This is a genomic window from Streptomyces atriruber (assembly GCF_001418325.1).
Lineage (GTDB): Bacteria > Actinomycetota > Actinomycetes > Streptomycetales > Streptomycetaceae > Streptomyces > Streptomyces atriruber.
The window spans coordinates 12,246-25,173 of the sequence record NZ_LIPN01000068.1; the positions used below are offsets into that span (position 1 = coordinate 12,246).

The following is a 12,928-nucleotide window of genomic DNA, read 5'->3' on the forward strand; positions in this document are numbered from 1 at the left end:
GGCGTCAGAGCGGGCCCAGACGCCCCCGTACGACCGCCGTGGACTCCGGAAGCAGGTGGGAGCCGACCAGGACGGCCTCTTCGGGGACACGGAGAGTGAGCAGGCTGCGGATCCGCTCCAGGGTGCTGAGGTCGATGCGCGGGTGGAGCGTCTCGATGGTCAGCTCGCACAGCTTGGGGAAGAGGGCCAGCCAGTCCCACGTGGCTCCCATGTCGGCGTCGACCCACAGGTGGGTGAGGCGCTGCCCCGGGCACGTGGCGACGAACTCGTCCACCGTGACCTCGCCCGTGATCTTGATGCGGGAGCGCCCTCCGTAGCTGCGCAGTGCGCGCAGTTCACTCAGGTTCGACACGGGAAAGTAGAGGCCGTCCTCGATGAGGTGTGCGACCACTTCCTGGCCGTACAGGTCCGTCTCGTACCGGCCCCACGCGCGGGCGAGTTCGTTGCGGACCCGCAGGTCCGGATGGTTGCGGTACTTGGCGAGCACCTCGATCGCGGCGTCCGTCGCGATCGGCGTGGCGGTCAGCACGGTGAAGTACGCCTCGTCGGCCACCGCCCGGTAGGCCGCCTCCTCCGCCTCGGCCTTCGCCTTCTGCACGTCGGTGTCGAACGGGTCCGGGGCGTTCGGGCGCTGCGGCAGCTCCCGGGGGCCGGGCAGCAGTTCGAGTACGACGGGACCGATCGCCGCCAGTGCACGCGCCTGGTCCGGCGAGCGCGGGGGGATGAGGGCGGCCGCCCTCTCCTGCACCTCCGCCCGCACCGAAGGGGCGAGCTCGGTCGCGTGCTCCAGGCAGGCCGCCGCCAGGAGGTGGAGACGGTCCCTGCCCTGGCGCGAGGTGTCCTCGCGCCTGATCAGGCCGGTGAGCAGATACGTGCGCTCGGTGGGCCGCGCGTGGGCCACGGCCATCCTGATGACGTCCTCCCACTGGTCCAGATGCGCATTGGCGATCAGGAAGTCGAAGTCGAGCCCTTCGACGGCCGCTTTCGCCCCGAGGTAGTCCTGGAAGGTGCGGTGGACGAAGTCCATGGAGTCCGCACTCGGTTCACGGAGCAGGCCGCTACGGATGAGCAGATGCCTGTAGACCGTCTCCGGAGAGCCCTGTTCGGCGACCTTGGGCATCGCGGGCAGGGCCTGGCCCAAGAGCTCCACCGCGTCGGTGCGGGTCATCTCCGAGCGGCCGTTGCGGATCATCCAGTAGGCCAGCTTCTGGATCAGCTGGATGTGCTCGGCCTCGCTGACGTGGATGGGTCCGGTCTTGTAGACGCCGCGCTCGCGGTCGCGCCGGAACAGCAGCATCGACAGGGCCGCGTCGTAGATCTCCTTGCGGCCTTCCGGGAGGTACCCGCGGCGGTCCTGGTGCAGGGCGCAGATCAGCCCGCACATCAGCGGGTTGATGGCGAGTCGGCTCAGGTCCTGCTGGGCCCGCACGGCACGGAGCAGCTCCTTGGCGTACTGGTCGCTGATGCCCGCCGCCTTGTGCCACCGCTGGATGAACTCGGCGATGTCGTCGCGCTTCATGGGGGCGAGGTCGAGCTCGGCGAAGTCGTCGTCGTTCAGCCAGCGTTCCCGCACGGCCGACGGCCGCGAGGTGACGAGCCAGCGGTTGTCGGGGTAGGCGCTGAGCAGCTCCCGGAGCCAGCGGCGGGCGTCGTTGCGGTCGTCCTCCGGGATCTCGTCGATCCCGTCGATCAGGATCAGCCCGCGCCCCGCCTGCAGCACCCTGTCGATCCACCCGTGCGGCTGACTGCCGGCGATCGGGCAGTCCACGGCCGCCAGGAACCCGTCCGGCGCCGGGAGAGGGGCACCGCTGCGCGTCAGCGTGCGCAGCGGGAGGACGAACGGCACGAGTCCGTAGAGGTAGAGCAGCTCGTCGTCCAGGGACTTCTTCGCCGTGGACACCGCGAGCCACTGGATGAGCGTCGTCTTCCCGGATCCGGCAAGTCCGCGCAGGAGCACGCGATTGCGGCCCGCGAGGACATGATCGGCCGGGACCACGGAGGGGGCGGCGCTCAACACGTCGGCGGCCGCGTTCAGCCGGAGATAGGCCACGTCGAGCCGCCAGCTCTCCGGCGCGCCCGACAGGTCGAGGCCGAAGATGCTCAGCTTGCCGTGCTTGGTCGCGATGTAGTGCGCGTACCGCTCCTCGAAGGGGCTGTCCGCCGGGGACGGCGACCGGGTGATCAGGGAGTCGATCTTCCGGGTCAACTCCTCGATGTCGCGGCTCTGCTCGAGCAGGGTGCGCGGCACGAACGTCGACCGCTGGGTGAAGAAGTTCAGGATGTGCAGGCAGGCGGTGTCCAGGACACCGGCGTGCAGCGTGACCGCGTCGTGGGACAGGCCGAGCGTCGCGGTCCTGTTCTGCGCGCGCAGGTGCTGGGAGAGCGCGAGATGGCCGAGGCGCACGGCCTGTACGTCGTCCATCTCGAGCATCCCGAGGGACCGCAGGGAGTCGGTGACGGCGTGGATGACGGCCTGCTTCTCGAAGGACGGAAGCAGCTCCTCCACGCCGGTCGAGTGCGCGGCGCGCTGGACGAGCTCTTCCGAGATCTTGCGCAGATCCTTGTCGGAGAGCGTGCGCTTCTCGCCCCGGAACGAGACGAGACGGGACACGCGGATGGGCTTGTCGACGAGGCCCGCCCCGGCGCCCTCGGGCAGGAACAGCTTTTTGATCAGCGGCCCCACGACGCTCGACGCGAGTCGGGCTCCGATCACGGCGGGTTCCATCTGCCCTCCGGGCATCCATGCGGCGTGACCAGCCAGCCGTCCTGGAGGCCAGGATAGGGTCGCGCCCGCGGAGGATTTGCCCAACTGCGGCAATTCGCCGCACAGTTGGGCTGTACGTCAGTGAGCTGCGGAAACCGCGGACGCCGAGCCCGGAATTCTTTTCGTACGTGCATCCGGGGCGTTCCGCGGGGGTGATGAGCCCAGGACGCCCCGGATGGGCACACTGATCACATGTCGTCCCGTCGCAGAAACTGCCCGGAGTGCCGCCGCGAGATCGCCGTCGTCGGCGGACGCTTCGCCCGCCACGACCCGCCCGGCCCGCGCGGCGCGGGTGACCTGATCTCCTGCCCCGGATCCCGCAGGCAGGCCCACCTGGGCGCCGCACAGCCCGCTCTGGACGGCTATGCGGTCCCGGACTGCCCCGGACAGCTCCCGCTGTTCTGAGGGGCCCTCAGGGGCCTTCCCGGGCGCCCCTCGGCAGCCCGTCGGACCTCAGTTGCCCGCAACCGACTTGGCGGCCACCGACACCGGCACGGACCCGCTGACCAGCTCCAGCGTCAGCCCGGCCGTCGCCGGCGTCTCCAGGAGCTCCGCCAGCACCGCAGCCACGTCGTCCCGCGGGATCGGCCCGCGACCGGTCGACGCCTCCAGACGTACGAGACCGGTGCCCGCGTCGTCCGTGAGCATCCCGGGACGCAGGATCGTCCAGTCCAGGGCGGCACGCGCGCGTACGGACGCGTCGGCCTCGCCCTTGGCCCGCAGATAGGCGTCGAAGATCTCGTCGCCCTGGTGCGCGGGATCGGCGCCCATGGACGACACGACGATGTAGCGCCGCACTCCTGCCCGCTCCGCCGCGTCCGCGAAGAGGACGGCCGCGCCCCGGTCCACGGAGTTCTTCCGGTCGGCGCCGCTGCCGGGCCCGGCGCCCGCCGCGAAGACGGCCGCGTCGGCGCCGCGCAGATGCCCGGCGACCTCGTCCACGGAGGCCGACTCCAGGTCGCACAGCACCGGTTCGGCACCGGCCTCGCGCAGATCGGATTCCTGCCCGGCGCTGCGGATCAGCCCGGCGACCTCATCACCACGCGCGGAGAGCAGACGCTCCAGCCGCAGCGCGATCTGACCATGACCTCCAGCGATGACAATGCGCATACTCCCGACCGTACGACAGGGCGGACGCGAGCGCTCAACGCGCGCGTGGGGACCCGGCGATCCGCCGACCGCGACCGCACCACCGAGTGGCCGCGCAACACCCCACCGCGCTGCCGTGCAGCACCCCACCGAAGCGCCGTACCGCCGTGCAACACCCTCCACGGGACCGCCGTGCAGCACCCCCACCGAACCGCCGCACAACCGCGTCCGTCACACGACCGCACACACTCAAGAGGACGGTTCGTCACCCGTCGGACGTCCGGGCGCCGCCCCCGTCGACCGCCCCTGGCGCGGCAGGTCCAACGCCACCGCCGCGGCCGAGTCGCAGTACTCGCGCACCGCGCTGGTCCGCGCCACGACCCGCCCGCGGTGCACCACGATCCGGCTGTACGCGAGCGACAGCGCACCCGCGAGCCGGTCGCCGCGCACGGCGAGCAACTCGGCGGGGAATCCCGCCTCCACCCGCACCTCCGGCAGCCCCATGGCCGCCCGAGCGGCGCCGCTCACCGCGCCGTAGGCGTCCTCGGGCCGCATCCTGCACCGCGAGGCCAGCAGGTACGCCGCCTCCAGCGGATCCCCGCGCCCCACCGGGTTCGACAGGTCCCGCATCGCCCCGCTGCCCGCGGCGACCCGCACTCCCGCCGACCGCAGCAACCGCACGGGAGCCACCCCGTGCCGCTCCGCGCTCCCGCAGCCGCCCTGCGGCAGACAGACCACCGTCACCGCGGCCGCCGCGAGCTGCTCGGCGGTGCGCGAGGCCACGTCCGCGGGCAGCCGTCCGAGTCCGGCGCACGGGCCGATCGTCACCCCGGCCCGCAGGCCGCCCGCCATCGCGGCGAGTCGCCCGAGGCGCGCCGGATCGTTACCGTCCGTGTGCAGGTCGACGGGGCAGCCGTGCTCCGCGGCGATCTCCAGGACCGCCTCCGCGTACCCCGCCGGATCGGGGTCGAGATCAGGACAACCGCCCACTACGGAGGCGCCCATTTTCACCGCGTCCCGCAGCATCGCGAGCCCGTCCGCGCCCGCGACGCCGGTCAGCAGCCGCGGCACGGCGACGGCCGTCAGGTCGACCAGGCCACGGAGCGAGCGCCGCGCCTGCAGCACCGCCTCCATCGGGCCGAGCCCCTGGACGTCCCCGATCCGCACGTGCGACCGCAGCGCCGTGGCGCCGTGCCCGAGCTGCAGCAGCGCAGCTTCGGTGGCCCGGCGCTGGACGTCCGGGACGTCGTACGGGACCGGGCCCGGCGCGTCCGCCGACAGCGCCGTGTCGCCGTGCGTGTGCGGCTCCGCGGCCGCGGGCAGCAGGAGGTAGCCGCCGAGGTCCACGCGCGCGGCATGGGCGCTCAGGCTGCCGGCCGTGCCGACCGCCTCGATGCGTCCGTTGCCGAGCCGGACGTCCACGGTCCGGCCGTCGGTGAGCCGGGCGCCGCAGAGCAGCAGGGCCCCGGCGTCCGCGGCGGGGCCGGAGCCGGAGGGGCCTGAGGCGCCGGAGGAGTGGGGCTGCTGCGGCTGGCTGTCGGGCATCGCGCTCCTGGGGCTCGGGGCGGCTGCAGTCGTCGAGGCGTCAAGATCACGCAGCGCGCGTCGAGCCTAGGACGGTGAAAGGCCCGCTTCGAGGAGGAGCGGAATAGTCGTACCGGTGTGGTGCGAGTACACGGATGGGGTGCTCACGGACGCCTGAGGCGGGCGGTCCGATGCCCTCCGACGGCCCCGCCGAAACGGATTTGGGCGATCGGCGACCAACCGTGTAATGTCTTCATCGCTCGCCCCAATAGCTCAGTCGGTAGAGCGTCTCCATGGTAAGGAGAAGGTCTGCGGTTCGATTCCGCATTGGGGCTCTGATGTCGAGTGATCCTCGCCTTCGGGCGGGGAGATCCGGCATCGCAGCGGTGTAGCTCAGTCGGTAGAGCAAGCGGCTCATAATCGCTGTGTCACCGGTTCAAGTCCGGTCACCGCTACTCCTGGTAGCCGATTGTGGGGTCGGTCCTTCGATCGGCTACTCTTTTTTGCGTTCATCCGTCCATCCGTCCGTCAAGGAGCACTCACGTGGCTGCCACCGACGTCCGCCCGAAGATCACGCTGGCCTGCGTGGAGTGCAAGGAGCGGAACTACATCACCAAGAAGAACCGGCGTAACGACCCGGACCGTCTTGAGATGAAGAAGCACTGCCCGCGCTGCAACGCGCACACTGCGCACCGCGAAACGCGCTAAACACAGGCTCGTACACGAGGCCGTCCCCGATTGTTGGGGGCGGCCTCGCGTCGTGTTTTCCGAAACCAACCGCAGTGAAACCAACCGCAGGAGGTGCCGAGTCCATGGCGCTCGACCAGTCCTTCGTGGGGCGTTCCTATCCCCCCACTGATCCTTATGAGGTCGGCCGGGAGAAGATCCGCGAGTTCGCCGAGGCCGTGGGGGACGCCAATCCCGCGTACATCGACACGGAAGCCGCCAAGGCGCTCGGTCACCCCGATGTGATCGCCCCGCCGACTTTTGTGTTTGCGATCACTTTCAAGGCCGCGGGCCAGGTCATCGAGGACCCGCAGCTGGGCCTCGACTACAGCCGTGTGGTGCACGGCGACCAGAAGTTCGCCTACACGCGCCCGGTGCGCGCGGGCGACCGGCTCACGGTGACCTCGACCATCGAGGCCATCAAGTCGATGGCGGGCAACGACATCCTGGACATCCGCGGAGAGGTCCACGACGAGGCAGGCGAGCACGTCGTGACCGCCTGGACGAAGCTCGTCGCGCGTGCGGCGGAGCCTGCGGCAGAAGGGGCCTGAGGCGATGACGGCGAAGATTGCGTACGGCGACGTCGAGGTCGGCACCGAGCTGCCGGCCCAGACCTTTCCGGTGACGCGCGCCACTCTCGTGCAGTACGCGGGCGCTTCCGGGGACTTCAACCCGATCCACTGGAACGAGAAGTTCGCCCTTGAGGTCGGCCTTCCCGACGTCATCGCGCACGGCATGTTCACCATGGCCGAGGCGATCCGCGTCGTGACCGACTGGGTGGGCGACCCGGGGGCCGTCGTCGAGTACGGCGTCCGCTTCACGAAGCCCGTCATCGTCCCGAACGACGACGAGGGCGCCACCATCGAGGTCAGCGCGAAGGTCGCGGCCGTGCTCGACGACAACCGCGTGCGGGTCGACCTGCTCGCGAAGAGCAGGGACCAGAAGGTCCTCGGCATGTCGCGGGCGGTCGTGCAGCTGGCCTGACGGCCGTCGGCGGTTCACGTAAGTACGTGTAAGTGCAGGTAAGGGGCGTCCTCCATGGAAGGGCGCCCCTTACGCGTACCCGAAGGCGAGTCCTCACCCCGACCGCTTGACTGCTTAGTGATTGGCCACTAACTTTCTCGTATGGTCAGGATGAGCGCAGAAGAGCGGCGCGAAAGCGTCATCCGCGCGGCGATGGTCGAGTTCGCCCGCGGTGGCTACAACGGCACTTCCACCGAGGTGATCGCCAAGCGGGTGGGTGTCTCGCAGCCGTATCTCTTCCGCCTCTTCCCGGGCAAGCGGGCCATCTTCCTTGCCGCCTCGGAGCGGTGCTGTCAGGAGGTCACGGAGGTCTTCCGCCAGGCGTCCGAGGGGCTGGACGGGCAGGAGGCCCTGCAGGCCATGGGTGCCGCCTATCAGGCCCTCATCGCCGACGACCCGGACATGCTCCTCATGCAGATGCAGATGTACGTCGCCGTGGCGTCCGCGGAGGCGTCCGGGGACCGGGAGTTCGGCGACGCACTGCGGGCCGGCTGGATGGAGATGTACGACACGGTCCGCCTGGCGCTGGGGGCGGACGTCGACGAGACGACGCAGTTCCTGGCCTACGGGATGTTGGTCAACGTCCTGGTGTCGATGGGGTTCCAGCCCGAACACCGGGTGTGGTCGGGCTTCTATGAGGCGGTTCAGCCCAAGGCCTGAGCCGTGCGGGGGCGGGGGGTCTCCTTCTGTGCCCACGAAAGTTAGTCATCAATAACTAACCACAGGGGAAGCAATGTCGGAGCAGAAAGCGCGGACAGCAGCGCAGCCGGAACAGGCGGCGTCGCGCGGGGGCATGGTCTGGGCCCTCGTCATCACCAGCGTCGCCGGGTTCATGGCGGCACTGGACAACCTCGTCGTCACCACCGCCCTGCCCTCCATCCGCGAGGACCTCGGGGGAGCCCTGCACGACCTCGAATGGACGGTGAGCGCCTACACCCTCACCTTCGCCGTGCTGCTGATGTTCGGCGCGGCCCTGGGAGACCGGTTCGGCCGCCGCAGGCTCTTCGTCGTCGGCCTCTCGATCTTCACCGCCGCCTCCGCCGGAGCGGCACTCGCACCCGGCCTGGAGGCGCTGATCGCCGCCCGCGCGGTGCAGGGCGTCGGCGCCGCGATCATGATGCCGCTCACCCTGACCCTGCTGACGGCCGCCGTGCCGCAGGCCAAGCGCGGCATGGCGTACGGCATATGGGGCGCCGTCAACGGCCTCGCGGTCGCCAGCGGCCCGCTGATCGGCGGAAGCCTCACCGAGCACGTCTCCTGGCAGTGGATCTTCTGGCTGAACGTCCCGCTCGGCCTCGCCCTGCTGCCGCTCGCCCGCCTCCGCCTCGCCGAGTCGTACGCCCCCGGCGCGCGCCTGGACATGGTCGGCACCCTGCTCGCCAGCGGTGGTCTCTTCGGAATCGTGTACGCCCTGGTCCGCGGCCCCATCGACGGCTGGTCCAGCGCCACCGTCCTCGTCAGCCTGAGCGCGGGCGTCGTCCTGCTCGCCGGCTTCGTCCGGCACGGGATGCGCCACAAGGCGCCGATGCTGCCGATGCGCCTCTTCCGTAGCCGAGCGTTCGCGGGAATCAACGCCGCGAGCCTGCTGATGTTCCTCGGGATGTTCGGCTCGATCTTCCTGCTCAGCCAGTACATGCAGGGCGTCCTCGGCTACTCGCCCACCGAGGCCGGGCTGCGCATGCTCCCCTGGACCGGCATGCCGATGCTCGTCTCCCCGCTGGCCGGCTACCTCTCCGACCGGATCGGCGGCCGCCCGGTCGTCGCCGCCGGACTCTTCCTGCAGGCCGTCGGCCTGGCCTGGTACGCCGCCGTGGTGGCGGTCGACGTCTCGTACACCACCCAGCTGCCCGCCCTGATCATCAGCGGCGTCGGAATGTCCCTGTACTTCGCCCCGGCCTCCAACCTGGTCATGTCCAGCGTGCGGCCGCAGGAGCAGGGCATCGCGTCCGGCGCGAACAACGCGCTGCGCGAGGTCGGCGGCGCCCTCGGCATCGCCGTGATGTCCTCGATCTTCTCGGCGCAGGGCGGCTACGACTCCGGGTGGGACTTCGTGAACGGCCTGGAGCCCGCGCTGTGGGTGGGCTCCGCGGTGGTGGCCCTCGCCTCGGTGGCGGCACTGTGCATCCCGTCACGGAGGTCGACGCCCGGGGAGCCCGGTACGACCGCTCCGCAGCAGGAGGAGACGCTGGTCGCCGTCTGAGCGACCGCAGGAGAACGGCCCCGCCCTGACCGGCGGGGCCGTTCTCGTACTCTTGAGCACGTGCAGGAACTCCACGATGCCCCGCTCGCCCCGCTGACCACCTTCCGGCTCGGCGGCCCCGCGACCCGTCTGATCACCGCGACGACCGATGCCGAGGTGGTCGCCGCCGTCCGGGAGGCCGACGACTCCGGAACGCCGCTGCTGCTCATCGGCGGCGGATCGAACCTGGTCATCGGCGACAAGGGCTTCGACGGCACGGCCCTGCGCATCGCCACCCGGGGCTTCGAACTCGACGGCACCGAGCTGGAGCTCGCGGCCGGCGAGATCTGGACCGACGCGGTCGCCCGGACCGTCGAGGCGGGTCTGGCGGGCATCGAATGCCTCGCCGGGATCCCCGGCTCCGCGGGCGCGACACCGATCCAGAACGTCGGGGCGTACGGCCAGGAGGTCTCCTCGACCATCACCGAGGTGACCGCGTACGACCGGAAGACGCACGAGACGGTCGTGATTCCGAACGCCGAGTGCGACTTCTCGTACCGCCACAGCCGCTTCAAGGCCGATCCCGACCGTTTCGTGGTGCTGCGGGTCCGCTTCGCGCTCGAGGACGCGCAGGGCATGAGCGCGCCCCTCAAGTACCCGGAGACGGCCCGCACCCTCGGCGTCGAGGCGGGCGACCGGGTCCCGGCCGCGGTCGCCAGGGAGACCGTCCTCAAGCTCCGTGCGGGCAAGGGCATGGTGCTCGACCCCGAGGACCACGACAGCTGGTCCGCCGGGTCGTTCTTCACCAACCCGATCCTCACCGAGGAGGAGTTCGCCGCCTTCCACGCGCGCGTGACGGAACGCCTCGGCGCGGACATCGCCCCGCCCGCCTTCCCGACCGGCGACGGCCGCGTGAAGACCTCCGCCGCCTGGCTCATCGACAAGGCGGGCTTCACCAAGGGCTACGGAGAGGGCCGGGCCCGCATCTCCACCAAGCACACGCTCGCGCTCACCAACCGCGGCGGCGCGACCACCGAGGACCTGCTGGCGCTGGCCCGCGAGGTCGTCGCAGGGGTGCGGGACGCCTTCGGGGTCACCCTGGTCAACGAGCCGGTGACGGTGGGCGTCAGCCTGTAGGGCGCCTTCTGGGGGTGTGGACGGGTCAGTAGGCCACGCCTACGCCCTGCCGCACGGTCCCGCGGTCGTCGATCATGCCGAGCATCGCGTGCGCCACGTCCGCGCGCGCGATCGTCCGCCCCGAGCGCGGAAAGCCGCCCACGACCGTGCGGTAGCTGCCGGTGAGGGGCTTGTCCGTCAGTCTCGGCGGACGGACCGAGGTCCAGTCCGTCGCGCTCGCGGCCAGCTCCGCCTCCATGGCCGTCAGGTCCGTGTAGACGTCCCTGAGGACCCTGTCGACCACGCCCAGCATGGCCCGGTCGAGGAGCGGCGAGTCCGCGGGCTGCGGTCCGACCGGGGCCGCGCTCACGACCAGCAGCCGCCGCGTGCCCTCCGCGTCCATCGCCCGCAGCACGCCGCGCGTGAGCTCCGTCGCGACGCCCCGGGCCGCGTCCGCCCGATTGCGGGCACCGAGCCCCGAAAGGACCGCGTCCCGGCCCGCGACCGCGGGGCGCACCGCCTCCGGATCCAGGGCGTCCGCGCGGAACACCTCCAGCCCCTCGCCGGTCACCGTGAGGCGCGCCGGATCGCGCACCACCGCCGTGACCTTGTGTCCTGCCGTGAGCGCCTGCCGGACGATCTCCTGACCGATGCCACCGGTCGCACCGAACACCGTGAGCCTCATCGCGCACCCTCCCAAGGTGGGTAAGTATTCACTCACCTCTAGAGTGAGTAAACACTCACCCCTTCGTCAAGCCAGGTTGGACGGCCCATGCAGCAGAAGCCCACCCGGGCCCGCATCCTCGACGCGGCCCACGACCTCATGTTCACCCGCGGTCTGGCCCGCGCCACCACCAAGGAGATCGCCAAGGCGGCGGGCTGCTCCGAAGCCGCGCTCTACAAGCACTTCGCGAGCAAGGAAGAGCTGTTCGTGAGCGTGCTCCGGGAGAGGCTGCCCAGGCTGAACCCGCTCCTGAGCGAGCTCGTGGAGAAGCCGGGGGAGCGCAGCGTCCTGGAGAACCTCACCGAGATCGCCCGGCTGGCCGGTGACTTCTATGCGCAGAGCTTCCCGATCGCCGCCTCCTTGTACGCGGAGACCAAGCTGAAGCGCCGCCACGAGGACTCCATGCGCGAGATGGGCACGGGTCCCCACATGCCCATCGAGGCCCTGGACGCCTATCTGCGGACCGAGCGCGAAGCCGGCCGGATCGCACCCGACGCCGACACCTTCGCGGCCGCCTCGCTCCTCATGGGCGCCTGCGCGCAGCGGGCCTTCGCCTACGACGCCACGGTCGGCAAGGAGCCCCCGCAGCCCGTCGAGGAGTTCGCGGCCGCCATCGCCCGCACGCTCCTGAAGGGCATCAGCTGACCAGCCACTCGTCCACCCCGGCCAGCATCTTGTTCTGTACGTCGACGGGCGCGGCCGAACCGCGGACCGACTGCCGGGCCAGCTCCGCCAGCTCGGCGTCGGTGAAGCCGTGGTGCACGCGCGCGATGTCGTACTGGGCGGCGAGCCGCGACCCGAAGAGGAGCGGGTCGTCGGCGCCGAGTGCTATCGGCACCCCCGCGTCGAACAGCGTGCGCAGGGGGACGTCCGCCGGCTTCTCGTAGACCCCCAGGGCGACGTTGGACGCCGGGCACACCTCGCACGTGACGCCCCGGTCCGCGAGCCGCTTCAGGAGCCGCGGATCCTCGGCGGCCCGCACCCCGTGCCCGATGCGCGCCGCGTCCAGGTCGTCCAGGCAGTCCCGCACCGACGCGGGCCCGGTGAGCTCACCGCCGTGCGGCGCCGCCAGCAGACCGCCGTCGCGCGCGATGGCGAAGGCCCGGTCGAAGTCCCGCGCCATGCCGCGCCGTTCGTCGTTGGAGAGCCCGAAGCCGACGATGCCCCGGTCCGCGTACCGCACCGCGAGCCGCGCCAGCGTGCGGGCGTCCAGCGGGTGCTTCATGCGGTTCGCGGCGACCAGGACGCGCATGCCGAGGCCGGTCTCCCGCGAGGCGCTCTCGACCGCGTCCAGGATGATTTCCAGGGCCGGGATCAGACCGCCGAGCCGTGGCGCGTACGAGGTGGGGTCGACCTGGATCTCCAGCCACCCCGACCCGTCCCGCAGGTCCTCCTCGGCGGCCTCGCGCACCAGGCGCCGGATGTCCTCCGGCTCGCGAAGGCAGGAGCGCGCGGCGTCGTAGAGCCGCTGGAAGCGGAACCAGCCGCGCTCGTCCGTCGCGCGCAGCTTCGGTGGCTCGGCACCGGTCAGCGCCTCGGGGAGCCGCACTCCGTACTTGTCGGCCAGCTCCAGCAGGGTGCTGGACCGCATCGACCCGGTGAAGTGCAGATGGAGATGGGCCTTCGGCAGTTCTCGTACGTCTCGTACACGCTCGTCTCGTACACGCTCCATTCGAGGATCTTGCCGTATGCACCTGGCCTCCCGGTAGCGCCTTTCCCCCTTCGGGTCCCCCTCCGAACGAAGAAACGGGCCGCCTCTCCGAAGGAGAGACGGCCCGCACGT

General features: G+C 71.0%; 12 protein-coding genes, 2 tRNA genes and 1 pseudogene. 10 read left to right on the forward strand and 5 right to left on the reverse strand.

Going from position 1 to position 12,928, the window contains the following annotated elements; all coding sequences use genetic code 11:
• Positions 1–4 precede the first annotated feature (4 nt).
• Positions 5–2,713 carry an NACHT domain-containing protein gene (locus AOK03_RS08305; RefSeq protein WP_244177526.1) on the reverse strand — a complete coding sequence of 903 codons (2,709 nt, stop codon included), beginning with the start codon at positions 2,711–2,713 and terminating at the stop codon, positions 5–7.
• A 243-nt stretch (positions 2,714–2,956) separates the two neighbouring features.
• On the opposite strand from AOK03_RS08305, the gene AOK03_RS08310 reads away from it, so the two are divergent.
• On the forward strand, positions 2,957–3,169 hold the full coding sequence (locus tag AOK03_RS08310; RefSeq protein ID WP_055564527.1) for a hypothetical protein: 213 nt from the start codon (positions 2,957–2,959) through the stop codon (positions 3,167–3,169).
• Between the two features lie 48 nt (positions 3,170–3,217).
• Here the strand turns inward: AOK03_RS08310 and AOK03_RS08315 are convergent, their stop codons facing one another.
• On the reverse strand, positions 3,218–3,874 hold the full coding sequence (locus tag AOK03_RS08315) for an SDR family oxidoreductase (protein ID WP_055564528.1): 657 nt from the start codon (positions 3,872–3,874) through the stop codon (positions 3,218–3,220).
• A 228-nt stretch (positions 3,875–4,102) separates the two neighbouring features.
• On the reverse strand, positions 4,103–5,398 hold the full coding sequence (locus AOK03_RS08320; RefSeq protein ID WP_055564529.1) for an amidohydrolase family protein: 1,296 nt from the start codon (positions 5,396–5,398) through the stop codon (positions 4,103–4,105).
• 241 nt (positions 5,399–5,639) lie between these two features.
• On the opposite strand from AOK03_RS08320, the gene AOK03_RS08325 reads away from it, so the two are divergent.
• The 8 genes and pseudogenes from AOK03_RS08325 to AOK03_RS08360 form a co-directional block, all read left to right on the forward strand.
• Positions 5,640–5,712 (forward strand) — tRNA-Thr (locus AOK03_RS08325).
• A gap of 47 nt (positions 5,713–5,759) precedes the next feature.
• A tRNA-Met gene (locus AOK03_RS08330) sits at positions 5,760–5,832 on the forward strand.
• An 88-nt stretch (positions 5,833–5,920) separates the two neighbouring features.
• On the forward strand, positions 5,921–6,085 hold the full coding sequence (rpmG, locus tag AOK03_RS08335) for a 50S ribosomal protein L33 (RefSeq protein ID WP_004571794.1): 165 nt from the start codon (positions 5,921–5,923) through the stop codon (positions 6,083–6,085).
• A 104-nt stretch (positions 6,086–6,189) separates the two neighbouring features.
• A complete protein-coding gene (locus AOK03_RS08340) occupies positions 6,190–6,654 on the forward strand; it encodes a MaoC family dehydratase N-terminal domain-containing protein (protein WP_055564530.1) in 465 nt (154 codons plus the stop codon).
• A gap of 4 nt (positions 6,655–6,658) precedes the next feature.
• Positions 6,659–7,087, forward strand: coding sequence for a MaoC family dehydratase (locus tag AOK03_RS08345; protein ID WP_055564556.1), 429 nt, complete (start codon positions 6,659–6,661; stop codon positions 7,085–7,087).
• 141 nt (positions 7,088–7,228) lie between these two features.
• Positions 7,229–7,786 carry a TetR/AcrR family transcriptional regulator gene (locus AOK03_RS08350; RefSeq protein WP_107097952.1) on the forward strand — a complete coding sequence of 186 codons (558 nt, stop codon included), beginning with the start codon at positions 7,229–7,231 and terminating at the stop codon, positions 7,784–7,786.
• A gap of 73 nt (positions 7,787–7,859) precedes the next feature.
• Positions 7,860–9,326, forward strand: a complete 1,467-nt coding sequence (locus AOK03_RS08355; RefSeq protein WP_055564531.1) for an MFS transporter — start codon at positions 7,860–7,862, stop codon at positions 9,324–9,326.
• A 42-nt stretch (positions 9,327–9,368) separates the two neighbouring features.
• A pseudogene (locus AOK03_RS08360) lies at positions 9,369–10,442 on the forward strand (UDP-N-acetylmuramate dehydrogenase); the annotation flags it as partial.
• 25 nt (positions 10,443–10,467) lie between these two features.
• Here AOK03_RS08360 and AOK03_RS08365 read toward each other — a convergent pair.
• Complete coding sequence (locus AOK03_RS08365; protein WP_055564533.1) at positions 10,468–11,106, reverse strand: NAD(P)-dependent oxidoreductase; 639 nt, start codon at positions 11,104–11,106, stop codon at positions 10,468–10,470.
• Positions 11,107–11,193: 87 nt separating this feature from the next.
• Between AOK03_RS08365 and AOK03_RS08370 the strand changes: the two genes are divergently transcribed.
• Positions 11,194–11,790 carry a TetR/AcrR family transcriptional regulator gene (locus tag AOK03_RS08370; protein ID WP_055564534.1) on the forward strand — a complete coding sequence of 199 codons (597 nt, stop codon included), beginning with the start codon at positions 11,194–11,196 and terminating at the stop codon, positions 11,788–11,790.
• Here AOK03_RS08370 and AOK03_RS08375 read toward each other — a convergent pair.
• Positions 11,783–12,817, reverse strand: a complete 1,035-nt coding sequence (locus tag AOK03_RS08375; protein WP_055564535.1) for an adenosine deaminase — start codon at positions 12,815–12,817, stop codon at positions 11,783–11,785. The genes AOK03_RS08370 and AOK03_RS08375 overlap by 8 nt on opposite strands.
• Positions 12,818–12,928: the final 111 nt, after the last annotated feature.

What these genes read in the sequence shown, in the direction of transcription:
- AOK03_RS08310 (WP_055564527.1), top strand. Translation starts at nt 2,957, where the DNA reads ATGTCGTCCCGTCGCAGAAACTGCCCGGAGTGCCGCCGCGAGATCGCC.
- AOK03_RS08315 (WP_055564528.1), bottom strand. Translation starts at nt 3,874, where the DNA reads ATGCGCATTGTCATCGCTGGAGGTCATGGTCAGATCGCGCTGCGGCTG.
- AOK03_RS08320 (WP_055564529.1), bottom strand. Translation starts at nt 5,398, where the DNA reads ATGCCCGACAGCCAGCCGCAGCAGCCCCACTCCTCCGGCGCCTCAGGC.
- AOK03_RS08340 (WP_055564530.1), top strand. Translation starts at nt 6,190, where the DNA reads ATGGCGCTCGACCAGTCCTTCGTGGGGCGTTCCTATCCCCCCACTGAT.
- AOK03_RS08345 (WP_055564556.1), top strand. Translation starts at nt 6,659, where the DNA reads ATGACGGCGAAGATTGCGTACGGCGACGTCGAGGTCGGCACCGAGCTG.
- AOK03_RS08350 (WP_107097952.1), top strand. Translation starts at nt 7,229, where the DNA reads ATGGTCAGGATGAGCGCAGAAGAGCGGCGCGAAAGCGTCATCCGCGCG.
- AOK03_RS08355 (WP_055564531.1), top strand. Translation starts at nt 7,860, where the DNA reads ATGTCGGAGCAGAAAGCGCGGACAGCAGCGCAGCCGGAACAGGCGGCG.
- AOK03_RS08365 (WP_055564533.1), bottom strand. Translation starts at nt 11,106, where the DNA reads ATGAGGCTCACGGTGTTCGGTGCGACCGGTGGCATCGGTCAGGAGATC.
- AOK03_RS08370 (WP_055564534.1), top strand. Translation starts at nt 11,194, where the DNA reads ATGCAGCAGAAGCCCACCCGGGCCCGCATCCTCGACGCGGCCCACGAC.
- AOK03_RS08375 (WP_055564535.1), bottom strand. Translation starts at nt 12,817, where the DNA reads ATGGAGCGTGTACGAGACGAGCGTGTACGAGACGTACGAGAACTGCCG.